18 protein-coding genes, 1 rRNA gene and 1 pseudogene are annotated in these 22548 nt (G+C 72.4%); 16 read left to right on the top strand and 4 right to left on the bottom strand.

Translation table 11 applies throughout. From position 1 onward, the window contains the following. The 3 genes from rrf to ACWCQ6_RS25900 all read left to right on the top strand — a co-directional run. A 5S ribosomal RNA gene (rrf, locus tag ACWCQ6_RS25890) occupies positions 1-95 on the top strand; the annotation flags it as partial. A gap of 267 nt (positions 96-362) precedes the next feature. After that, positions 363-1487 carry a hypothetical protein gene (locus ACWCQ6_RS25895; protein WP_451093022.1) on the top strand — a complete coding sequence of 375 codons (1125 nt, stop codon included), beginning with the start codon at positions 363-365 and terminating at the stop codon, positions 1485-1487. Next, the gene (locus ACWCQ6_RS25900; RefSeq protein ID WP_451093024.1) at positions 1487-2173 is read left to right on the top strand and encodes a tetratricopeptide repeat protein; all 687 of its coding nucleotides are present in this window, start codon (positions 1487-1489) and stop codon (positions 2171-2173) included. Before ACWCQ6_RS25895 ends, ACWCQ6_RS25900 begins: the two co-directional genes overlap by 1 nt. A gap of 75 nt (positions 2174-2248) precedes the next feature. On the opposite strand, the gene ACWCQ6_RS25905 is transcribed toward ACWCQ6_RS25900, so the two are convergent. Next, on the bottom strand, positions 2249-3526 hold the full coding sequence (locus ACWCQ6_RS25905; protein WP_451093026.1) for a DUF1015 family protein: 1278 nt from the start codon (positions 3524-3526) through the stop codon (positions 2249-2251). Between the two features lie 72 nt (positions 3527-3598). Between ACWCQ6_RS25905 and ACWCQ6_RS25910 the strand changes: the two genes are divergently transcribed. Both ACWCQ6_RS25910 and ACWCQ6_RS25915 read left to right on the top strand, forming a co-directional pair. After that, a complete protein-coding gene (locus ACWCQ6_RS25910; RefSeq protein WP_451093028.1) occupies positions 3599-4627 on the top strand; it encodes an HAD-IIA family hydrolase in 1029 nt (342 codons plus the stop codon). 30 nt (positions 4628-4657) lie between these two features. Beyond that, a pseudogene (locus ACWCQ6_RS25915) lies at positions 4658-4850 on the top strand (ABC transporter ATP-binding protein); the annotation flags it as partial. A 59-nt stretch (positions 4851-4909) separates the two neighbouring features. Here ACWCQ6_RS25915 and ACWCQ6_RS25920 read toward each other — a convergent pair. Continuing rightward, on the bottom strand, positions 4910-5257 hold the full coding sequence (locus tag ACWCQ6_RS25920) for an SCP2 sterol-binding domain-containing protein (protein ID WP_451093030.1): 348 nt from the start codon (positions 5255-5257) through the stop codon (positions 4910-4912). 43 nt (positions 5258-5300) lie between these two features. Here ACWCQ6_RS25920 and ACWCQ6_RS25925 point away from each other — a divergent pair, with 43 nt between their 5' ends. From ACWCQ6_RS25925 to ACWCQ6_RS25950, 6 genes are all read left to right on the top strand, one after another. After that, positions 5301-5639, top strand: a complete 339-nt coding sequence (locus ACWCQ6_RS25925) for a hypothetical protein (RefSeq protein WP_451093032.1) — start codon at positions 5301-5303, stop codon at positions 5637-5639. 7 nt (positions 5640-5646) lie between these two features. After that, on the top strand, positions 5647-6462 hold the full coding sequence (locus ACWCQ6_RS25930) for a TlyA family RNA methyltransferase (RefSeq protein ID WP_451093034.1): 816 nt from the start codon (positions 5647-5649) through the stop codon (positions 6460-6462). Then, positions 6459-7364: an NAD kinase gene (locus ACWCQ6_RS25935; RefSeq protein WP_451093036.1), complete on the top strand. Its 906-nt coding sequence runs from the start codon at positions 6459-6461 to the stop codon at positions 7362-7364. The genes ACWCQ6_RS25930 and ACWCQ6_RS25935 overlap by 4 nt, the downstream gene beginning before the upstream one ends. 125 nt (positions 7365-7489) lie before the next feature. After that, positions 7490-9217: a DNA repair protein RecN gene (gene recN, locus ACWCQ6_RS25940; RefSeq protein ID WP_451093081.1), complete on the top strand. Its 1728-nt coding sequence runs from the start codon at positions 7490-7492 to the stop codon at positions 9215-9217. A 206-nt stretch (positions 9218-9423) separates the two neighbouring features. After that, the gene (locus tag ACWCQ6_RS25945) at positions 9424-10188 is read left to right on the top strand and encodes a hypothetical protein (protein WP_451093038.1); all 765 of its coding nucleotides are present in this window, start codon (positions 9424-9426) and stop codon (positions 10186-10188) included. A gap of 185 nt (positions 10189-10373) precedes the next feature. After that, a complete protein-coding gene (locus ACWCQ6_RS25950) occupies positions 10374-11468 on the top strand; it encodes a glycosyltransferase family 4 protein (RefSeq protein WP_451093040.1) in 1095 nt (364 codons plus the stop codon). Between the two features lie 19 nt (positions 11469-11487). On the opposite strand, the gene ACWCQ6_RS25955 is transcribed toward ACWCQ6_RS25950, so the two are convergent. Then, positions 11488-13113: a PucR family transcriptional regulator gene (locus ACWCQ6_RS25955; protein ID WP_451093042.1), complete on the bottom strand. Its 1626-nt coding sequence runs from the start codon at positions 13111-13113 to the stop codon at positions 11488-11490. 219 nt (positions 13114-13332) lie between these two features. Here ACWCQ6_RS25955 and ACWCQ6_RS25960 point away from each other — a divergent pair, with 219 nt between their 5' ends. Beyond that, on the top strand, positions 13333-14196 hold the full coding sequence (locus ACWCQ6_RS25960) for a sulfurtransferase (protein WP_451093044.1): 864 nt from the start codon (positions 13333-13335) through the stop codon (positions 14194-14196). A 45-nt stretch (positions 14197-14241) separates the two neighbouring features. Here the strand turns inward: ACWCQ6_RS25960 and ACWCQ6_RS25965 are convergent, their stop codons facing one another. After that, entirely contained in the window at positions 14242-16068 is a 1827-nt protein-coding gene (locus ACWCQ6_RS25965; protein ID WP_451093046.1) for a glycoside hydrolase family 15 protein, read from the bottom strand. A gap of 379 nt (positions 16069-16447) precedes the next feature. Between ACWCQ6_RS25965 and ACWCQ6_RS25970 the strand changes: the two genes are divergently transcribed. The 4 genes from ACWCQ6_RS25970 to ald all read left to right on the top strand — a co-directional run bounded on the left by ACWCQ6_RS25970 (position 16448) and on the right by ald (position 22389). Then, positions 16448-18133, top strand: coding sequence for a CTP synthase (locus ACWCQ6_RS25970; protein ID WP_451093048.1), 1686 nt, complete (start codon positions 16448-16450; stop codon positions 18131-18133). A gap of 89 nt (positions 18134-18222) precedes the next feature. Continuing rightward, positions 18223-18849 (top strand): NUDIX domain-containing protein, encoded by a 627-nt coding sequence (locus ACWCQ6_RS25975; protein ID WP_451093050.1) that lies wholly within the window; start codon positions 18223-18225, stop codon positions 18847-18849. A 217-nt stretch (positions 18850-19066) separates the two neighbouring features. Beyond that, complete coding sequence (locus ACWCQ6_RS25980; RefSeq protein ID WP_451093052.1) at positions 19067-21130, top strand: tetratricopeptide repeat protein; 2064 nt, start codon at positions 19067-19069, stop codon at positions 21128-21130. Between the two features lie 143 nt (positions 21131-21273). Further along, positions 21274-22389, top strand: a complete 1116-nt coding sequence (ald, locus tag ACWCQ6_RS25985) for an alanine dehydrogenase (RefSeq protein ID WP_451093083.1) — start codon at positions 21274-21276, stop codon at positions 22387-22389. Positions 22390-22548: the final 159 nt, after the last annotated feature.

Raw genomic sequence — 22548 nt, forward strand, 5'->3', positions numbered from 1 at the left:
AAACGCCCGGTTACATTCCGAACCCGGAAGCTAAGCCTTTCAGCGCCGATGGTACTGCAGGGGGGACCCTGTGGGAGAGTAGGACGCCGCCGAACAATCTTTCAAGGACCCTTGGTCCCAGCGTTCACGCTGGGACCAAGGGTCCTTTTGTTTTTGTCGAAGCGCGTCGGATGTCCGGCTGCGCCAGAATGTCTAGTAGTACCCAATGACAGGAGTCACGCCGATGTCCACCAACTCTCCCGACGATCGTTCGGAGCGCGAGCCGCGTCGCCGGGACGGTGGTGACCGAGGCGGCTTCAGCGGCCGTCGTGACGACCGCTCCGGCGGACCGCGCCGGGACAACGACCGGGGTGGCTACCGGCGTGACGACAGCCGGCCTACCGGTGGAAGCGGTGGCGGTGGCTTCCGCCGCGACGACCGCGACCGCGATCGTGACCGGGGGCCGCGCCGGGACGACCGTCGTGGTGGTGGCTCCGGTGGTGGATTCCGCCGTGACGACAGCCGTGGTGGCGGGTTCCGTCGCGATGACAGTCGCGGTGGTTCCGGTGGTGGGTTCCGTCGGGACGAGCGTGATCGTGCGCCGCGTCGGGACGATGAGCGTGGTGGGTTCCGTCGGGACGACCGTGACCGTGGGCCGCGTCGTGATGATGAGCGCGGTGGGCGTCCTTCGGGTGGGTTCGAGCGGCGTGATGACCGGCCTCGTGGCCCTCGTCGTGATGACGACAGCCGCGGTGGCTACCGTCGTGACGACAGCCGCGGTGGCGGCTCCGGCGGTGGATTCCGCCGTGACGACAGCCGTGGTGGCGGGTTCCGTCGCGATGACAGTCGCGGTGGTTCCGGTGGTGGGTTCCGTCGGGACGACCGTGACCGTGCGCCGCGTCGGGACGATGAGCGTGGTGGGTTCCGTCGGGACGAGCGTGATCGTGCGCCGCGTCGGGACGATGAGCGTGGTGGGTTCCGTCGGGACGACCGTGACCGTGGGCCGCGTCGTGATGATGAGCGCGGTGGGCGTCCTTCGGGTGGGTTCGAGCGGCGTGATGACCGGCCTCGTGGCCCTCGTCGTGATGACGACAGCCGCGGTGGCTACCGTCGTGACGACAGCCGCGGTGGCGGCTCCGGCGGTGGATTCCGCCGTGACGACAGCCGAGGTGGCGGGTTCCGTCGGGACGACCGTGACCGTGCGCCGCGTCGTGACGATGGGCGCGGTGGGCGTCCTTCGGGTGGGTTCGAGCGGCGTGATGACCGGCCTCGTGGCCCTCGTCGTGATGACGACAGCCGCGGTGGCGGGTTCCGTCGTGACGACAGCCGGGGCGGTGGATACCGCGGCCAGCGGGACGATCGTGGTGGCCGGGGTGGCTATCGCGGGCGCGACGACCGTGGCGGGTTCGAGCGGCGGGACGACCGGGACCGCGAGCCCATCAAGCGGCTTCCGATTCCCGAGGACGTCACCGGTGACGAGATCGACAAGGATGTGCGGCAGGAGCTGATGAGCCTGCCGAAGACCCTGGCCGAGGATGTCTCGCGCAACCTCGTCATGGTGGCCCGGCTGATCGACGAGGACCCGGAGCAGGCGTACGCGTACTCGCGGATCGCGCTCCGTCTGGCCTCGCGGGTGGCCGCGGTGCGTGAGGCGGCAGGGTTCGCCGCGTACGCCACGCAGAAGTACTCGGAAGCGCTGGCGGAGTTCCGGGCCGCCAAGCGGATGACCGGGTCCGTGGAGCTGTGGCCCGTCATGGCCGACTGCGAGCGCGGGCTCGGGCGGCCCGAGCGGGCGCTGGCCATGGCCGGCGAGCCCGAGGTGCAGAAGCTCGACAAGGCCGGGCAGGTCGAGATGCGGCTGGTGGCCGCCGGGGCGCGCAGGGACATGGGGCAGCTCGATGCGGCCATCGTCACCCTGCAGAGCTCCGAGCTCGCGTCGAATGCCGTTCACCCGTGGACGGCCCGGCTGCGGTACGCGTACGCCGATGCCCTGCTGGCGGCCGGGCGTGAGGACGAGGCGCGTGAGTGGTTCGGGAAGGCCCTGGAGGCCGACAAGGACGGCTCGACCGATGCGTCCGACCGGCTCGCCGAGATGGACGGTGTCGAATTCGTCGACGCACTCGACGAGGACGAGGACGAGGACGGGAACGGGAACGACGAGGACGGGGACGAGGGGCGTACGTCCGAGGCGTAAGGCATGAAAGAGAGGGCGGCATCCCTTCCGGGCTGCCGCCCTCTTCCTGTCGTCCGCAGGTCTGTTGGCCGCGGGTCAGCCGAGGTCGAGGCTCCGCAGGACGAGGCCTGTGGCCGGCTTGGGGCCGAAGGAGGTCGACTTGCGGGGCATGGTGACGCCCTGCCGGGCGAGGTCCCGGACGACTTCTTCGCGTACCGGATGCATCAGGACCGCCGTCGCGTTGTGACGCTCGGCCTGTTCGACGGCGGCTGCGGTGTCGTGGATGTACGCGATGTGTTCCGGGGCGTCGGGGATCTGCCAGACGTGGTCGAGCAGGGCCGCGTGCAGGACCGTAGCGTCGAGGTTCTGCCAGGCGGTCGGGCGGTCGGTGGGGATCGTGCGGGACAGCAGGCCGGGGTCGGGGCGGTCGACGAGATGGAAGCCGCCGTCGCCGGCGAGCAGGAACGCGTTGCCCTCGGCGGCCGCCCCGGCGAGTGCGTCCAGGGCCCGGGGGAGCGGTTCGTCCAGGTCGCGGACGCGGAAGAGGCCGTCCAGTGCGGCAAGTGCGTCGGCGACCGGAAGACGGTGCAGCAGCCGGTGTATGGCGCGGACCCGGAGCGGGTAGCGGGCCGTGTCGACGAGGAGGACCAGGCCGAAGTCCCAGGGGCCGGGCGCGGTGTGCTCCTGCTGGAGGCGCAGATACGTGGCCCAGCGGTGGTGGCCGTCGGCGATCAGGGCCTGGTGACGGGCGAGATCGGTCTCGATCTCGGCGCGTTCGGCCGGATCGGTGACCGCCCAGAGCCGGTGGTGGTAGCCGTCCTCGGTGGTGGTGGCGAGCAGCGGCGGGCGGTCCGTGGTCCGCTCGATGACGGCAGTCGCACCCGGGCCGTCGCCGTCGCTGCGGTAGGTGAGCAGCAACGGCTCGAAGTGGGCGGCGGTGCTGCGCATCAGGTCGGCCCGGTCCTCGACGACATGGGCCATCACGTCCTCGTGCGGCAGGACGATGCCGTCCGCGGGGGCGGAGAGCGCCAGTGCCCCGACGACGCCGCGTTGCAGGATCTCCGCGTTGCGCTGCTCGTAGACGTACAGAGCGGGCTCGCTGTCCGGCGCGAGGACACCCTCGGCCAGCCACCGCTTCAGGGTCTGTGCCGCCTGCTCGTGGCGGGCCCCGGCCGTTTTGGCCTGCGGGAGTATGAGCCGGACGATGTTGTACGGATCCGCCGACTCCAAATGGTGCAGCCCGTCGGGTCGGACGACGACGTCGTAAGGCGGTGAGGTCACCGCGGCAAGGCTGCCGACCCGCTCGGGGACGTATCGCAGTCCACGGAACGGAATCAGACGCAGTCCCTGGCCGGCCGGACCTGATGTGTTCATTTCTGCATGGTATGCGTGTGGCGGGGATGCGCGATGATTCGGGGCGAAAGCATGGAACGAGGAGCGCAAAGAATGAGTCAGGCGAGCAGGACCAGGCCGAGCGGCAGCAGCACCGTGCTGAACGAGGCGTACGACACGGCGCTGCTCGATCTCGACGGGGTGGTGTACGCGGGTGGTCACGCGATCGCCCATGCCGTCGACTCGCTGGCGGCGGCACGGGACGGCGGGATGCACCTGGCGTACGTGACCAATAATGCGCTGCGGACGCCGGCCGCGGTGGCCGGGCACCTGACCGAACTCGGCATTCCGGCGGAGCCCACCGATGTGATCACCTCGGCGCAGGCGGTCGCCCGGCTGATGGCCGACCAACTGCCCGCCGGCGCCCGGGTGCTGGTGGTGGGCGGCGAGGGGCTGCGGGCCGCGCTGCGCGAGCGCGGTCTGGTGCCGGTGGAGTCGGCGGACGACGAGCCGGTCGCGGTGGCGCAGGGGTACGGTGGGCCCGACATGGCCTGGGGCCGGTTCGCCGAGGCCGCGTACGCGATCGCGCGCGGGGTGCCGTGGTTCGCGTCCAACACGGATCTGACGATTCCGAGCGCCCGGGGCATCGCACCCGGGAACGGTGCGGCGGTGGAAGTCGTACGGATCGCCACCGGTGCCGAGCCGCAGGTCGCCGGGAAGCCGTTGCCGCCGATGCACCGGGAGACCGTGCTGCGGACCGGGGCCGAGCGCCCGCTGGTGGTCGGCGACCGGCTGGACACGGACATCGAGGGCGCTTTCAACGGCGGCGTGGACTCCCTGCTGGTGCTCACCGGGGTGACGGACGCGGCGCAGCTGGTGGCCGCCGCCCCGAAGCACCGGCCGACGTATGTGGACGGGGATCTGCGGGGGCTGCTGACCGGGCAGCCCGAGGTGGCGGTGAGCGGCGAGGGCTTTGTGTGCGGGGGCTGGGCGGCGTCGGTGCGCGGGGACGAGCTGGTGCTGGAGGGGGAGGGGGCCGTACTCGACGGGCTGCGGGCGCTCTGCGGGGCGGCGTGGTCGTACGCCGGGGACGGTTCGTGCGGGCTGGACGCCGGGAAGGCGGTCGCCAGGCTGGGGCTGTAGCGGAAGTCCGGCAACACCAGCGCAGCGCGCGAGACGCAGGGGCGCACCCTCGTCGCCGTCCTGCACGACCTGAATCTCGCGGCGCGCTGCGCGGGCGAGGTCGTCACGGCGGAAACTGGTGGAGCGGGTCTTCGGGCTGCGCTGTCAGGTCATCGACGATCCGGAGACCGGAACCCCGCTGGTGGTACCGGCCGCGCGCAAGCCGCTCGGCGACGGGGCGGGCGTACGGGGGCAAGACGCCCGCCGGGGCGTCGGCCGGGGGCTGAGCGGCCCGCCACCCGCCTACAGCAGCGACCTCAGTCTCAGCAGATCACGGAAGCCGGCCTCCAGGCGGACCCGGCCCGAACCCCACGCCTTGGCGAAGTTCAGATCTCCGTCCACCATGGCCACCAGGTCGTCACCGGTCATCGCGAGCCGGATCTCGGCCTTCTCGCGGGGCGGGCCCTCCACCGTGTCCAGGACCTGGATCCGGCCATCGGCCAGCCGGCCGGTGAAGGTGATGTCGAGGTCCTTGATGTGACAGCTCAGCGAGCGGTCGAGGGCAGCCGCGCTGCGCACGTCGCCGTCGGCCCCCGCGAGGCTGTCGGACAGTCTGTCGAGTGCGCTGCGGCACTCCGCCATGGTCGCCATTGTGATCGACGGTACCGCAGCCCTTCGCGGTAGCGTTTCCCGCATGAGCGACTCGACGCCGGAACCGGGGACGGCAGCCGGAAAACTGCCCGGGAGCGAGGCGGAGGACCCGTCCGGCGAGGGCGTGGACCCGGCCGCCGGGGCCACGCCCGACCCTGCCGCGCCCGCGCCCCTCGGCGTCGTGCGCACCCCCACCGGCGACGCCGGGGTGGACACGGAGCTGGAGCGTCTCGCCGATGCGGACCACCTCCCGGCGGACGGACACGTCGAGGTGTACGAGGATGTACATCGTGGGCTGCGCGAAACGCTGACCGCGCTGGACGCCAGGCCCGGACCCGCACCGGTACCCGCACCGATGCCCTCGTACAACAACAGGAGCTGAACCGAACGTGGCAAGAGTGGCACGCCGCCGCCTCGACGCCGAGCTGGTCCACCGCAAGCTCGCACGCTCGCGCGAGCACGCGAGCCAGCTGATCGCCGCCGGGCGGGTGACCGTCGGTGGGAACACCGCGACCAAACCCGCCACCCAGGTCGAGACCAGTGCCGCCGTCGTCGTGACCGAGGACGACAGCGACCCGGGATACGTCTCGCGCGGCGGGCACAAGCTCGCGGGCGCCCTCGCCGCCTTCGTGCCCCTCGGGCTGGAGGTCGAGGGGCGCCGGGCGCTGGACGCCGGGGCGTCGACCGGCGGCTTCACCGATGTGCTCCTGCGCGCCGGTGCCGGCCACGTCGTCGCCGTCGACGTCGGCTACGGGCAGCTCGCCTGGTCGCTCCGGTCCGATGACCGCGTCACCGTCAAGGACCGCACCAACGTACGGGAGTTGACGCTGGAGGTGATCGACGGACAGCCGGTGGACCTGGTGGTCGGCGATCTGTCGTTCATCCCGTTGGGCCTGGTCCTGCCCGCCCTGGCGCGCTGCACCGCCCCCGACGCGGACCTGGTCCTCATGGTCAAGCCGCAGTTCGAGGTCGGCAAGGAACGACTGGGCAGCGGCGGTGTGGTGCGCAGCCCCGAGCTGCGGGCCGAAGCAGTACGGGAAGTGGCGCGCCGTGCCTGGGCGCTGGGGCTCGGGGTACGGGGGGTGACGGCGAGCCCGCTGCCGGGCCCTGCGGGAAATGTCGAGTACTTTCTCTGGCTGCGGGCAGGAGCACCTGAGCTGGATCCCGCAGATGTCGACCGTGCAGTGGCGGAGGGGCCTCGTTGACGACGATTGCGGCACGAACTGTCTTTCTTCTGGCACATACCGGCCGTCCGGCCGCGATCCGCAGTGCCGAACTGGTGGTACAGGGGTTGCTGCGCAGCGGCCTCGGCGTCCGGGTGCTGGCCACCGAGGCGACCGATCTGCCGCTGCCGCCGTCCGTGGAGACGGTCACGGACACCACACCCAAGGCCGTGGACGGCTGTGAACTGCTGATCGTGCTCGGCGGGGACGGGACGCTGTTGCGAGGAGCCGAGTTCTCCCGCGCCTCCGGGGTGCCGATGCTCGGCGTCAACCTCGGCCGGGTCGGCTTCCTCGCCGAGGCCGAGCGGGACGACCTGGACAAGGTCGTCGACCGGGTCGTCACCCGCGCGTACCAGGTCGAGGAACGCATGACGCTCGACGTCCTGGTGCACAGCAACGGCGACGTCGTCCACACCGACTGGGCGCTCAACGAAGCGGCCGTGCAGAAGGTGTCGCCCGAGCGGATGCTGGAGGTCGTGCTGGAGATCGACGGCCGTCCCGTGACCGGCTTCGGCTGCGACGGGATCGTCTGCGCGACCCCGACCGGATCGACGGCCTACGCCTTCTCGGCGGGCGGTCCCGTCGTCTGGCCCGAGGTAGAGGCGCTGCTGATGGTGCCGATCAGCGCCCATGCGCTGTTCGCCAAGCCGCTGGTGACCTCCCCGACGTCCGTGCTCGCCGTCGAGGTCCAGCAGCACACCCCGCACGGGGTGCTGTGGTGCGACGGGCGCAGGGCCGTGGAACTGCCCGCGGGAGCGCGGGTCGAGGTGCGGCGCGGCGCGGTGCCCGTACGGCTGGCACGGCTGCACCACGCCTCGTTCACGGACCGGCTGGTCGCGAAATTCGCACTGCCGGTCTCCGGGTGGCGCGGCGCACCGCACTGACCGGCGGACATTCCCCCGGAGGTGTTGCGAATGCCCGGCGGATACCCGGGAGAGCAGGCCCCGGGAGCGGGGTCCGTCGCACATCGGGTCCCGGACCTCGTAAGGTCGTGTCCGTGTTGGAGGAGATGCGGATACGGTCGCTCGGAGTCATCGACGACGCGGTGGTGGAGCTGTCACCCGGCTTCACCGCGGTGACGGGCGAGACCGGCGCGGGCAAGACCATGGTCGTCACCAGTCTGGGGCTGCTGCTCGGCGGGCGCGCCGATCCCGCCCTGGTACGGATCGGGGCCAAGGCAGCCGTCGTCGAGGGGCGGATCACGGTTTCCGACGGCGACCCCGTCGCCCTGCGGGCCGAGGAGGCCGGGGCCGAGATCGAGGAAGACGCACTGCTGATCAGCCGTACCGTCTCCGCGGAGGGGCGCTCGCGGGCGCATCTCGGCGGCCGGTCCGTGCCGGTCGGCGTGCTCGCCGAACTCGCCGACGAACTCGTCGCCGTGCACGGCCAGACCGACCAGCAGGGTCTGCTCAAGCCCGCCCGGCAGCGACAGGCGCTCGACCGGTACGCGGGCGACAAGGTCGCCGTGCCGCACGCCGAGTACGCGGCGGCCTACCGGCGGCTGCGGGCGGTCGCCACGGAGCTCGACGAGCTGACGACGCGTGCTCGTGAGCGCGCCCAGGAAGCCGATCTGCTGCGCTTCGGGCTGGGCGAGATCGCCGCGGTCGAACCCCTGGCCGGTGAGGACGGCGACCTCGCAGCCGAGGCCGAGCGGCTCGGCCACGCGGAGGCGCTGGCCTCCGCCGCGGCCCTCGCGCACACCGCGCTCGCGGGCAACCCGGAGGACCCGGAGGGCGTCGACGCGACGACCGTGGTTGCCGCCGCCGGACGCTCCCTGGACGCCGTGCGCGCCCACGATCCGGCACTGGCGGCGCTCGCCGACCGGATCGGCGAGATCTCGATCCTGCTCTCCGACGTGGCCGGTGAACTGGCCGGGTACGCCGATCAGTTGGACGCCGACCCGCTGCGGCTCGCCGCGGTGGAGGAGCGCCGGGCCGCGCTCACCGCGCTCACCCGGAAGTACGGCGAGGACATCGGTGCCGTGCTCGCCTGGGCCAGGGAGGGCGCCGCCCGGCTCACCGAGCTGGAGGGCGACGACGGCCGGATCGGTGAGCTGACGGCCGAACGCGACGCGCTGCGGGCCGAACTCTCGGGCCTCGGACAGGCGTTGACCGATGCGCGCAATCGGGCGGCTGCGCTCTTCGCCGAGGCGGTGACCGCTGAGCTGGCCTCGCTGGCCATGCCGCACGCCCGGGTCTCCTTCGACATCCGGCAGACCGAGGCCGCCGACGAGGCGTCCGGTATCGAGATCGACGGGCGGAGCGTGGTCTACGGGCCGTCCGGCGCCGACGAGGTCGAGCTGCTGCTGGCCCCGCACCCCGGCGCCCAGCCGCGGCCGATCGCCAAGGGCGCGTCGGGCGGTGAGCTGTCCCGGGTGATGCTCGCCGTCGAGGTGGTCTTCGCGGGCGCCGACCCCGTACCCACGTATCTCTTCGACGAGGTCGACGCGGGCGTCGGCGGCAAGGCCGCGGTCGAGGTCGGGCGGCGGCTCGCGAAGCTCGCCAGATCCGCCCAGGTCGTCGTCGTCACGCACCTGCCGCAGGTGGCGGCCTTCGCGGACCGGCAGCTGCTGGTCGAGAAGACCGTCGACGGCTCGGTGACCAGCAGCGGGGTCACGGTACTGGAGGGCGAGGACCGGGTGCGGGAGCTGTCCCGGATGCTCGCGGGCCAGGAGGACTCCCAGACGGCACGCGCCCATGCCGAGGAGCTGCTGGCCGCAGCCAGGTCGGACGGGTAGGGCCTGTCCGACGGGGCCGGACCGGTCAGGGCGCGGCGCAAGCAAGGTGTCGGAGCGTTCCGGCAGCGGAGCTGTCCGGGCGGCCCGGGGCCGCGGCGAGATGCCGTACCGGACGCGGTGGCCCCGGCCGTGGTCCGGCGGCCGGGCCCCGGGCGCAGGGGCTCCCGCCCGGCCGCCGCGGCGGCCCGCTGCGTAGTCTGGCGGGCATGGGAGCAGCGTTCAGCAGGGCCGTGATGTCCGGTACCGTCGCCGCCGCCGTGGCGGGGTGTGTGTACCGGGCGCTGCGGACCCAGCCCCGCCCGCACCGGCGGCGCACCAACTACGCGGGCCGCTCCGTCGATCTGTACGCCGGTCCGGCCGCCGTCCTCGGTGCCGCGGCCGGAACGGCCGTCCTGCCGCTGCCGGCCCGTACCAGGTGCGCCGCCGCGCTCGCCGTACTGGCGGCCGGCGGCTGCGGTGCGTACGACGACCTCGTCGGTGCGGACGATCCGCGCCGGGGATTCCGCGCCCATCTGGGGGCGCTGCGGGACGGCGAGCTGACCAGCGACGCGGTGAAGCTCTTCGGGATCGGGGCCGCCGGAGCCGCGGCCGGTGCGCTGCTCAAGGAGCGGCCCGTCGACCGGATGCTCGCCGCGGTCGTGATCGCCGGAACCGCCCATCTCGTCAATCTGGTGGACGTGCGGCCCGGCGCGGCAGCAGCCACCGTGCTCGCCCTCGGGGCCCCGGGCCTGCCGCAGGGGGGCCTTGTCGCCGCGCCGATGGGTGCCGTGGCCGCGCTCGTCGCCGACGACCTGGGTGAGCGGACCATGCTCGGGGACACCGGGGTCCATGCCCTGGGCGCGGCGCTCGGGGTCGCGATCGTCGCGGGACGCGGCCGGGCCGGACTCCTCGCGCACGCCGCCGCACTGGTCGCGGCGGCGGCGAACGGGGACCGGATCAGCCGACTCGTCCGGGTGCTGACGGAGCGCTGACGGAGAACGCCGCGGGGCAGGGTGGGCAACGGTGCGCCGGTTTCTCACCCGTGCGAGTGGTAGGCCGCGTCCGGTTGTTGCTGTGCGGGCCGCACGACGGCCTGATTGTGCCGGAACGTTCGTACGGACTGGCATCCTTGGCGATGCAATCACCGCCGACTCGGGAGCCCCGGGAGCCATTCAACGTGTCACAGCTGCGTACGGTCCAAGTCCTGGGCGGCGGCAGCGCGGGCAGCTGTGCCCACGTCAGCTCGCTGGCCGCGGGACTCGTGGCGAGAGGCGTGCACGTCACCGTCTGCGCCCCGTCCGAACTGGACCACGCCTACGACTACTCCGGTACGGGGGCTCGTTTCGCGCCAGTGCCCCGGCGCAGTGATCCCCTCTCCATCGCCGCCCTGCGCGCCGCCTGCCTGACGGCGGACGTCGTCCACGCGCACGGCCCGCACGCCGCCGTGCGCGCTGCCCTCGCGCTCGGCGGCCAATGCGTTCCGCTGGTCGTCACCTGGCACGCCCGCGCCCATGTCGAAGGGGCCCGCAGCCGGCTGATCCGGCTGATGGAGCGAAGGGCCGCCCGTGCGGCGGCGGTTGTGCTCGGCACGACACCGGACCTGGTCGACCGGGCGCGGCGCCGAGGGGCGCGGGACGCGCGGCTCGCGCCGGTCTCCGCTCCCGTGCCCCAGCTGCCCGTCGCCGCCCACGCGGACAAGGCGCGGGCCGAACTCGGTTCGGTGGAACGGCCGTTGATCATTGCCTGCGGGAGTCTCGTACCGCATCACGGATACGGCACCCTGCTCGACGCCGCGCGACTTTGGCGTGAACTGGACCCCGCACCGCTCCTGGTCGTCGTGGGCGAGGGGCGGGAGAGGGCCGCTCTGCAGCGCCGGATCAGGGACGAGGACCTCCCGGTCCGGCTCGTCGGCAGCCGCGACGATCGCGCCGAGCTGCTCGCCGCGGCGGATCTGGCCGTGCTGTCCAGCAGCTGGGAGGCGCGTTCGGTGGCGGCCCAGGAAGCGCTGCGGCTCGGCGTCCCGCTGGTCGCCACCGCGGTCGGCGGGGTGCCCGAACTCGTGGGGGACGCAGCGGAACTCGTGCCGTACGGGAACGCGGAGGCGCTGGCGCGGGCGGTGGCCCGGCTGCTCGGGGATCCCCGGCGGCGCGCGGAGATGTCGGCCGCCGGGCTGGCGCAGGCGGCGAGTTGGCCGACCGAGGACGACACGATCGCCCAAGTGCTCAGCGTGTACGACGAGTTGACCCAGCCGCTGGCGGCGCGGGCGCGCTGAGCCGCTCGACCGGGCCCGGCTACGAGGTGTGGCGGCGGGCCCGCAGGGCCAGGCTCAGCGCCAGCACCGCCTGGGGGTCGTCCAGGTCGGTGCCGAGCAGCTCGCCGATCCTGGCCAGCCGGTTGTACAGCGTCTGACGGTTCAGATGGAGCTCCCGCGCCGTCTCCGCCTTGCGGCCCGCGTGGGCCAGATACGTCTCCAGCGTCGGCAGCAGCGCCGGGCGCGAGGTGCGGTCGTGATCGCGCAGCGGGCCGATCGCCCGGTCGACGAAGGCCGCCAGATCAGGGTGGTCCCGCAACCGCCACAGCAGCAGGTCGATGTCGAGGCGCCGGGCGTCGTACCAGGGCCGGTCGCTGAGGCCGTGCGCGGCCGTCGCCGTCTCCGCCGCGTGCCGCAGCCCCGCGCCGGCCGCCGCCCAGCCGCCCGTCACGCCCACCACCACGACCGGCGGATGCGAACCGGCCCGCTCCAGCCCGGCCCGCTCCACACCGGCCCGCAGCGCAGCCGCGACCCGGTCCGCGACCGCCGTGCGTTCCGACTCGGACCGTAGCCCGAGGAGCACCGGAACCCGGCCCTCCACGGGCCGTACGCCCAACAGCACCGGCACACCCACCGACGAGAGCTCCTCCAGCACCGCCCGCGCCAGCAACGCCCAGTTCCCGGACACCGAGAGCTCGGGGGCCAGCCGCATCACGACCGGCAGCAGCGGCATGTCGGCCGGCCTGAACCCCAGCACGCGGGCCTGCGCGGGCGCGTCCTCCGGCCTGATCCGGCCCTCGGCGAGATCGGTCAGGAAGTCGCCCCGGCCGCGCGCCGCGAGTTCCTCCTCCTGGCGGGCCTGCATCAGCACGACGGCGAGGATCCCCGCCGCCCGCTCCGCCGCCATCCGGTGCACGGTCACCAGCGGCCCGGAAACGGCCAGCAGCACCAGCCTGGCCCGTACCGAACCGGTGCCCGGACCGCCGCCCGGCACATCCACCAGCACCGAACCGGTGGGCGGTGTCTCACGGGCCGCCCGGCCGCCGCGCATCCCGTCCCACACCTGGAGCGGATCGGCGGAGACCGGACCGGACCCGGGACCCGCCGCGTACAGCAGCTGGCCGTCCGCCGTCTCCAGGAAGACCGGGTTGGCCGTGAAGTCCGCCAGGATGCCGAGCACCTGGGGCACCCCGCCGCCGCCGAGCAGCGCCTCCGTGCACCGCCGGTGCACGTCCTCGGCCTGTCGCAGCAGCGCGTAGTGACCGTTGACGATCTCGGTGTGGATCTCCTCGGTCACCGTCACGAACGGCACTTCGCGGTGCAGTTGCACCAGCGGCAGCCCCGCGGTGCGGGCGGCGTCCACTATCGATGCCGGCAGCCGGCTGAAGCGCGGCCCGAGCTCCACCACCAGGGCGGCGATCTGGCGGTCGGCTAGCCTGCGGACGAAGGCGCGCTGCTCGGCGGGGCGGGTGCCGAGGCCGAGGCCGGTGGTGAGCAGCAGTTCACCACCCTTGAGCAGCGAAGCGATATTGGGAACCTCGCCCGCGTGCACCCAGCGCACCGTACGGTTCAGCCGGTCCGCGCCGGCCACCACCTCCGGAAGCCCACCGCGCAGCCCCGGCAGCTCCAGGGCTCGCTGCACGGTGATTCCGCCTTGTGTCTCCACTGGCTCTGGCCTCGCGCTTCACTCGGGTCCCACGGGCGGACGCCCTGATTCAGGAAGGTACCGGCCCCGGGCGCCCGAGGCGTCGTCGGGGGAGCCACTGGGGGAGTTCCGGGGGCCGCGAACCGTTGTTGACACGGGACGAGCGCCGCTGCGATCTTGTGGGCGCCGCGCGGTTCGGGCCGAGTGGCCCTCACATCCGGATCAGGAGCTGGAGCAGCCGTGGGCGACGAGGAATCGGTGTACGCAAGCAGTCAGGAGCCACCCGGCCCGCTGGTCGGGACCGACTGGCTGGCGCGGCGGCTCGGGCGGCCGGGAACGGTCGTCCTCGACGCCTCGGTCGGTGCGCACCGGGGCGGCGAGCTGCGGATCCCCGGAGCGCGGGTCTTCGACATCGACGGGACGCTGTCCGACCACTCGGGCCCGCTGCCCCACACGATGCCCGACGCCGGCCGGTTCACCGAGGAGCTGCGCTCCCTCGGCGTGAACGGCACCGACACCGTCGTCGTGTACGACGGAGCGGGCATCTACTCCAGCGCGCGGGCCTGGTGGATGCTGCGGGCGATGGGCTTCGACCGGGTCGCGGTGCTCGACGGTGGCCTGCCCGCCTGGGCCCGGGCCGGGCTGCCGCTGGAGAGCGCCGGGCCCGTGCCCGCCGCGACGCCCGGTGACTTCACCGCACGGCCGCGCGCGGGGATGTTCGTCGGCAGCGAGGAGGTGGCGGCGGCCCTGGCCGACCCGGCCGCGCTGGTCCTCGACGCCCGTTCCCGGGACCGGTTCACCGGCGCCGTCGCCGAGCCCCGGCCGGGACTGCGCGGCGGGCACATGCCGGGGGCGGTCAACCTGCCCTTCGGCGAGCTCCAGTGCGACGGGCGGATGCGCCCGGCCGATGAGCTGCGCACCGTGTTCGCCGCCCTCGCCGGCGAGCGCGAGCGGCTGGTCGTCAGCTGCGGATCGGGTGTCACCGCGTGCGTCCTGGCGCTGGGCGCGGAACTCGCGGGATACCGAGGACAGGCCGTGTACGACGGGTCCTGGAGCGAGTGGGGGCTGCCGTCGAAGCGGCCGGTCGTGACCGGGGCGCAGTGAGACCTCACGGGGCGGGCGGCTTCCGCCCGCCCCGTGACCCGGGGGTCAGCCGACGTACGCCCCGCTCGCCGTCAGACGCAGCGCCGTGTCGATCAGCGGCACATGGCTGAAGGCCTGCGGGAAGTTCCCCACCTGGCGCTGCAGCCGGGAGTCCCACTCCTCCGCGAGCAGGCCCAGGTCGTTGCGCAGGGACAGCAGCCGCTCGAAGAGCTGGCGCGCCTCGTCGACCCGGCCGATCATCGCCAGGTCGTCCGCCAGCCAGAACGAGCAGGCCAGGAAGGCGCCCTCGTCGCCCTCCAGGCCGTCGACGCCCGCGTCCTCGCCGGAGGTGGGGTAGCGCAGTACGAAGCCGTCCTCGGTGGACAGCTCGCGCTGGATCGCCTCGATCGTGCCGATCACGCGTTTGTCGTCCGGCGGCAGGAAGCCCATCTGGGGGATCAGCAGCAGCGAGGCATCCAGTTCCTTCGACCCGTAGGACTGGGTGAAGGTGTTGCGCTCGGGGTCGTAGCCCCGCTCGCAGACATCGTGGTGGATCTCGTCGCGCAGCTCGTGCAGGCGCTCCAGCGGCCCTTCCGCGTCCCCGGACTCGATGAGCTTGATGGTGCGGTCGACGGCGACCCAGGCCATCACCTTCGAGTGGACGAAGTGGCGGCGCGGCCCGCGCACCTCCCAGATGCCCTCGTCCGGCTCGTCCCAGTGCTTCTCCAGGTACTCGATCAGCTTGAGCTGGAGGCCCGTCGCGTAGTCGTTGCGGGTCAGGCCGGTCATGTGGGCGAGGTGCAGTGCCTCGGTGACCTCGCCGTACACATCCAGCTGCAGCTGGCCCGCCGCGCCGTTGCCGACCCGGACCGGGCCGGAGTTCTCGTAGCCGGGCAGCCAGTCCAGCTCGGCCTCGCCCAGCTCGCGCTCGCCCGCGATGCCGTACATGATCTGCAGGTTCTCCGGGTCGCCGGCGACCGCTCGCAGCAGCCACTCGCGCCAGGCGCGGGCCTCCTCGCGGTAGCCGGTGCGCAGCAGCGAGGAGAGCGTGATCGCGGCGTCACGCAGCCAGGTGTAGCGGTAGTCCCAGTTCCGGGAGCCGCCGATGTCCTCCGGCAGGGAGGTGGTCGGCGCGGCGACGATGCCGCCGGTCGGCGCGTACGTCAGGGCCTTGAGGGTGATCAGGGAGCGGACCACGGCCTCGCGGTAGGGCCCGTGGTACGTGCACTGCTCGACCCAATCGCGCCAGAAGTCCGCGGTCGCGTCCAGCGAACCCTCCGGGTCCGGCAGAGCCGGCGGCCCGTGGTGCGAGGGCTGCCAGCTGATGGTGAACGCGATCCGGTCACCCGGCGCCACGGTGAAGTCGGAGTACGTCGTGAGGTTCTCGCCGTACGTGTCGGCGGGGGTGTCAAGCCAGACGGAGTCCGGGCCCGCGACGGCGACCGTGCGGCCGTCGACCTTGTGCACCCACGGGGTGACCCGGCCGTAGCTGAACCGCATGCGCAGCTCCGAGCGCATCGGCACCCGGCCGCTGATCCCCTCCACGATCCGGATCACCTGCGGTGCGCCGTCACGCGGCGGCATGAAATCGGTCACTCTGACCGTTCCGCGCGGTGTGTCCCACTCCGATTCCAGGATGAGGGAGTCCCCGCGGTAGCGGCGGCGGTCCGCGGACGGCGGCTGCGTCCCGTCCGCCCGCGCGGGTCCCAGGCGCCAGAAGCCGTGCTCCTCGGTACCCAGCAGTCCCGCGAAGACGGCGTGCGAATCGAAGCGGGGAAGGCACAGCCAGTCCACTGTGCCGTCCCGGCAGACCAGGGCGGCGGTCTGCATGTCTCCGATGAGTGCGTAATCCTCGATGCGCCCGGCCACGTGCATCTCCAGTCGAACGGCCATGTCGCCCCGTAGGGCATTACTGCGGGTCAAGAGGTCGTCGCAAGGGGTCGTTGTGGGGACCTGCGAACGTGTCACCTCGCCCGGGGCAAGTGTCCGAGCAGGATACGACGCACCTCGATGATCTGCGCGACGGTCTCGGCAACACGTCTGGACCGAACGAGTGTGTGTACGGGTACTCGTGGTGATCATGCGAGGTGGGCGTGGCAATGCGGCCGGGAGCGGGGTCCCCTCGGCGCTGATACCCTGGTAGCCCGTGGACCGGTGGTCGTCCGCAACCGCAGACGAGGCCCCCGAACCGCAGCGACGGCGCCTCCGGAGTCTCCGGACGAAAACGCCGGTACGCACCTCACGATCGCGACCACGGGAGCCCCCTTTGGCTATGCAGCCCACATCCACGACGACCAAGCACATCTTCGTCACCGGGGGTGTCGCCTCGTCCCTCGGCAAGGGTCTGACTGCCTCCAGCCTCGGCGCCCTGCTCAAGGCGCGCGGCCTTCGGGTCACCATGCAGAAGCTCGATCCGTACCTCAACGTCGACCCGGGCACGATGAACCCGTTCCAGCACGGTGAGGTCTTCGTCACCAACGACGGCGCCGAGACCGACCTGGACATCGGCCACTACGAGCGCTTTCTCGACGTCGACCTCGACGGCTCCGCCAACGTCACCACCGGCCAGGTCTACTCGCAGGTGATCGCCAAGGAGCGGCGCGGCGAGTACCTCGGTGACACCGTGCAGGTCATCCCGCACATCACCAACGAGATCAAGCACCGCATCCGCCGCATGGCCACCGACGACGTCGATGTCGTCATCACCGAGGTCGGCGGCACGGTCGGGGACATCGAGTCGCTGCCGTTCCTGGAGACCGTCCGCCAGGTCCGCCACGAGGTCGGCCGGGACAACGTCTTCGTCGTGCACATCTCGCTGCTGCCCTACATCGGCCCGTCCGGCGAACTCAAGACCAAGCCGACCCAGCACTCCGTCGCCGCGCTGCGCAACATCGGTATCCAGCCGGACGCCATCGTGCTGCGCGCCGACCGCGACGTACCGACCGCCATCAAGCGCAAGATCTCGCTGATGTGCGACGTGGACGAGGCCGCCGTGGTGGCCTGCGTGGACGCCAAGTCGATCTACGACATTCCGAAGGTGCTGCACACCGAGGGCCTGGACGCCTACGTCGTGCGCAAGCTCGACCTGCCGTTCCGCGACGTCGACTGGACGACGTGGGACGACCTGCTGGACCGCGTCCACAACCCCGACCACGAGATCACCGTCGCGCTCGTCGGCAAGTACATCGACCTGCCCGACGCCTACCTCTCGGTCACCGAGGCCATCCGGGCCGGCGGCTTCGCCAACAAGGCGCGGGTCAAGGTCAAGTGGGTCGCCTCGGACGACTGCAAGACCTCGGCGGGTGCCGCGAAGCAGCTCGGCGACGTCGACGCGATCTGCGTCCCCGGCGGCTTCGGCGACCGCGGTGTCGACGGCAAGATCGGCGCCATCCAGTACGCCCGCGAGAACAAGGTGCCGCTGCTCGGTCTCTGCCTCGGCCTCCAGTGCATCGTGATCGAGGCCGCGCGCAACCTCGCCGAGATCCCCGACGCCAACTCCACCGAGTTCGACGCCGCCACCGCGCACCCCGTCATCTCGACGATGGAGGAGCAGCTGGCGTACGTCGAGGGCGCGGGCGACCTCGGCGGCACCATGCGGCTCGGCCTGTACCCGGCGAAGCTCGCCGAGGGCTCGCTGGTCCGTGAGGCGTACGACGGCCAGCCGTACGTGGAGGAGCGCCACCGCCACCGCTACGAGGTCAACAACGCGTACCGGGCCGAGCTGGAGAAGAAGGCCGGGCTGGTCTTCTCCGGCACCTCCCCGGACAACAAACTCGTCGAGTACGTCGAGTACCCGCGCGAGATCCACCCCTACCTGGTCGCCACCCAGGCGCACCCGGAGCTCCGCTCCCGCCCGACCCGCCCGCACCCGCTCTTCGCGGGCCTGGTGAAGGCGGCCGTCGAGCGCAGGACGGGCGCGAAGGCCGGTGGCGCGAAGCCCGCCTCGTCGGGCAAGTAGTCCGGCACCGCACAGGCATTAACGTTGACCGGGGTACGGATCCGCTGAGGACGCGTACCCCGGTTCCTGTTTTTCGTGGGAGGACGTAGATGGGTTTCCAGGACACGCCCGAGGAGTGGCAGGTCACCGCGACCGAGACGCCCTTCACCGGCAACAAGACCAGCGTCCGCACCGACGAAGTGGTGATGCCGGACGGCACGGTCGTCCGCCGCGACTACCAGGTCCACCCGGGCTCGGTCGCCGTGCTCGCGCTCGACGACGACGGCCGGGTCGTCGTGCTGCGTCAGTACCGCCACCCGGTGCGTCACAAGCTCTGGGAGATCCCGGCCGGACTGCTCGACGTCCCCGGCGAGAACCCGCTGCACGCGGCACAGCGCGAGCTCTACGAGGAGGCGTACGCCAAGGCCGAGGACTGGCGGGTGCTGACCGACGTCTACACCACGCCGGGCGGCTGCGACGAAGCCGTACGGATCTTCCTGGCCCGGAATCTCTCCGAGGCCGACGGGGAGCGCTTCGAGGTCTCCGAGGAGGAGGCCGACATGGAGCTGGCCCGGGTGCCGCTCCAGGAGCTGGTACGGGGCGTGCTCGCGGGGGAGCTGCACAACAACTGCCTGGTGGTGGGCGTCCTTTCGCTGGCGGCGGTCCTCGCCGGTGACGGGATCGAGTCGCTGCGTCCGGCCGAGGCGCCGTGGCCGGCCCGCCCGTTCGAGGCCTGACGGGCCGTAGGGGAGGACCGGCGGTCCGAGGGCCGGCGGTGGCCCCAGGGGCCGCTGAACGGCCCACCGAGGTCCTTCGATCGGAAAAGATGCTGATCCGTTCGGGGGACCTCCGCGCCGCGCTCCAGGGAAATCGTCCGCACGCCTGAACTACGCTCGGAATGCCCTGACCGGAGTCGCCGGCGGGCGACGCGTGCAGCGAAGTGGAGCGTGGCCCGTGACGGATCAGGCGGTGGACACCAGCGGCCCGGCCAAGGCGGCGGGAACCGAGGAGCCGTCCGGCGCCGCCCCACCCCAATTCTTCGGCCGCGCCCGAGAGTTGAAGGAACTGCGGGCCGACATCGAGAGAGCCGGCCTGGACACCCTGGCCGGCCGCAAGGCCGCCCGCGCCCGGGTCCTGCTGATCGCCGGACGCCCCGGCTCCGGACGCACCGCACTCGCCGGTGAACTCACCCGGAGGCTGCTCGTCGCCGGCGGCCACCCCGACGGACTGCTCCGCGCCCGGCTCACCGAACCCGGCGGCGCGACGGTGCCCACCGAGCGCACCGCCCGCGAACTGCTCGACCAGCTGGGTGTCACCGGGCCGCCCGGCGCGGACGGGGACGAACTCTCCGAGATGGTCCGCAAGGAGCTGGACGGCCGCCGCGCCCTGCTGCTCCTGGACGACGCGGCGGACGCGGAGCAGGTCGACCCGCTGCTGCCGGACAACCCGGACTGCCTGGTCGTCGCCACCTCCGGTGGCCCGCTGACCGGCATCCCCGGCGTCCGCCCCTGCACCATCGGCGGCCTGGACGCGGGCTCCGCCGTACGGCTGCTCGCCCCCGTCATCGGAGAGGTCAGGATCACCGTCGACCCGCGGACCGCCGAGACCCTCGCCGAGGAGTGCGGCGGGCTGCCGGCCGCCCTGGCCATGGTCGGGGGCTGGCTCGCCGCCCGCCCCATGGCGTCGGTCGCCGATGCCACCAGGCAACTGCGCGAACTGCCCGACGACACGGAGCGGTCCACCGGCTCCCGCCCGCTGGCCCGCGCCTTCCGGCTGGCCCATGAATCGCTGCCGCCGACGGCCGCCCGGATACTGCGACTGCTCGCCCTCGCCCCCGCCGGACTCGCCGACGCCCACACCGCGTCCGCACTGGCCGGCTGCTCCGTCTCGGCCGCCCAGACGACCCTCGACGACTTCGTGGCGCTCGGGCTGCTGCACAGCAACGGGGCGGACCAGCCGCAGTACGAGGTGCCCGGCTGCCTCGCGCCGCTGCTGCGGGCGCTGCTGGAGGCCAGGGACCGGCCGGCGGAGATCCAGCTGGCCAGGGCCCGGATGCTGGAGCGGACCGTACGGCTGCTGCAGTCCTGCCGGGCGGTCACCGAACCCGAGGGATCCCCGGCCCGCCGCAAGCTTGCCGGGCTGCCGCGCTCGCTGCGTTTCCCCAGCCCCGAGGCGGCCGCCGAATGGCTGAGGATCCGTCGGCCGGCCCTGCTGGCCTCGGCCCGGATCGCCGTCGAGGACGGTGAACTCGACACCCTGGCAAGGCGGTTGGTGGCCGCGCTGGTGCGGGCGCTGGCCGTGCACCGGGGCACCGAGGCCGCCGCGCCCGAGCTGTACGGGCTGCACGGTCTGGTGCTGGCCGTCGCCGAGCGGAGGGAGCTGCCGCGCGAGCGGGCCGCCGCGCTGCTCAATCTCGCCGACCTCGACGCCAGGACCGGCCGCACCCGGGAGGCACTGGCCCGCTACCGGGCCGCGCTGGACGCGGGACGGGCCGCGAAGGACCTGTACGCCACCGGCCGCGCGATGGAATCCGTAGGCGGTGCCTATGCCGAGCTGGGGGACTTCCAGCGGGCCTCCGACTGGTACGGCCGCGCGCTGGCGCAGCGGCTCAGCCAGGGGGAGCGGGCCGACGAGGCGCGGTTGTACGGGCGGCTCGGCGCCGTCCACACCTATGCCGGGCGGTACGGCGAGGCGCTGCGCAACTGGCGCGCCGCGGCCGCCGGGTACCGCAGGCTCGGCGACGTGCCGGCCCAGGCGCGGGCGCTCAGCGAGGCGGCACGGGTGCAGGAGTACGCGGGCCGTCCGCACGAGTCCCTGCACACCTGCCAGGAGGCCGTCGAGTGGGCCAGGCGGGCGGGGGACGTGCGGCTTCAGGCGGCGCTGGAGCTCCGGCTGGCCGACACTCTCGACAGGCTCGGTGACCCGGCAGCGGCCGGGCTGCACCGGGGTCTGGCCGACAGATTGCTGAGTCAAGAGGGCGTGACCTGCGAAATCCGTAGTGTGGCGACAGAAAAATAATGCTTTATAAGGCTAGACAGCACGAAACCCTTCATTAGAATGGCTCTGCCGCGTGTGTTCGCGGTGTCTCCATTTACATAGTTTCTATCCGGGTATGTGTAGCTATGTCCGGGTAACCCTCTGAGCCAAGGACCGTGATCGACGTGAAGGTCGGCATCCCCCGCGAAGTCAAGAACAACGAGTTCCGCGTGGCGATCACGCCTGCCGGTGTGAACGAGCTCGTCCGCCACGGCCACCAGGTCGTCGTCGAGGAGAACGCCGGTGCCGGCTCCTCCATCACGGACGAGGAGTACGTCGCCGCCGGGGCGCAGATCCTGCCCACCGCCGACGAGGTCTGGGCCGCCGCCGACCTCGTGCTCAAGGTCAAGGAGCCGGTCGCCGAGGAGTACCACCGCCTCCGCAAGGACCAGACGCTCTTCACCTACCTGCACCTCGCCGCCTCCCGCGAGTGCACCGACGCGCTGATCAAGTCGGGCACCACGGCCATCGCCTACGAGACGGTCGAGACCGCGAGCCGTGCGCTCCCGCTGCTCGCCCCGATGTCCGAGGTCGCTGGCCGCCTGGCTCCCCAGGTCGGCGCCTACCACCTGATGCGCTCGGCCGGCGGCCGCGGCGTGCTCCCGGCCGGCGTCCCGGGCACGGCGGCCGGCAAGGCCGTCGTCATCGGCGGCGGCGTCTCCGGCTGGAACGCCACGCAGATCGCCGTCGGCCTGGGCTTCCACGTCACGCTCCTCGACAAGGACATCAACAAGCTCCGCGAGGCCGACAAGATCTTCGGCACCAAGGTGCAGACGGTCGTCTCCAACGCCTTCGAGCTGGAGAAGGCCGTCGTCGAGGCCGACCTCGTCATCGGCGCGGTGCTCATCCCCGGCGCGAAGGCGCCGAAGCTGGTCACCAACGAGCTCGTCGCCAAGATGAAGCCCGGAAGTGTTCTTGTCGACATTGCGATCGACCAGGGCGGCTGCTTCGAGGACTCCCACCCGACGACGCACGCCGAGCCGACCTTCAAGGTCCACAACTCGGTCTTCTACTGCGTCGCGAACATGCCGGGCGCGGTGCCGAACACCTCCACGTACGCCCTCACCAACGCCACGCTGCCGTACATCGTGGAGCTCGCCAACCGCGGCTGGGCCGAGGCGCTGCGCCGTGACGCCGCGCTCGCCAAGGGTCTCAACACCCATGACGGGCAGGTCGTTTACCGCCAGGTCGCCGAAGCGCACGGTCTGGAGCACGTCGAGCTGAGCGCGCTCCTCGGCTGACGGGTCAACCTCTTCCGTCAACTTCACGCGTCCGGCCGGACCTTGCCGAGCAAGGTCCGGCCGGAGGCATGTCGGGCCCCTGCGGGGACCCCGTTCAACTCGTCTCGAACGTAACTCTTCAGCCGATTCGTTCACCCGTTGAAACCGCACCCCGGTGGC

It is taken from the genome of Streptomyces sp. NPDC001880, assembly GCF_053594575.1.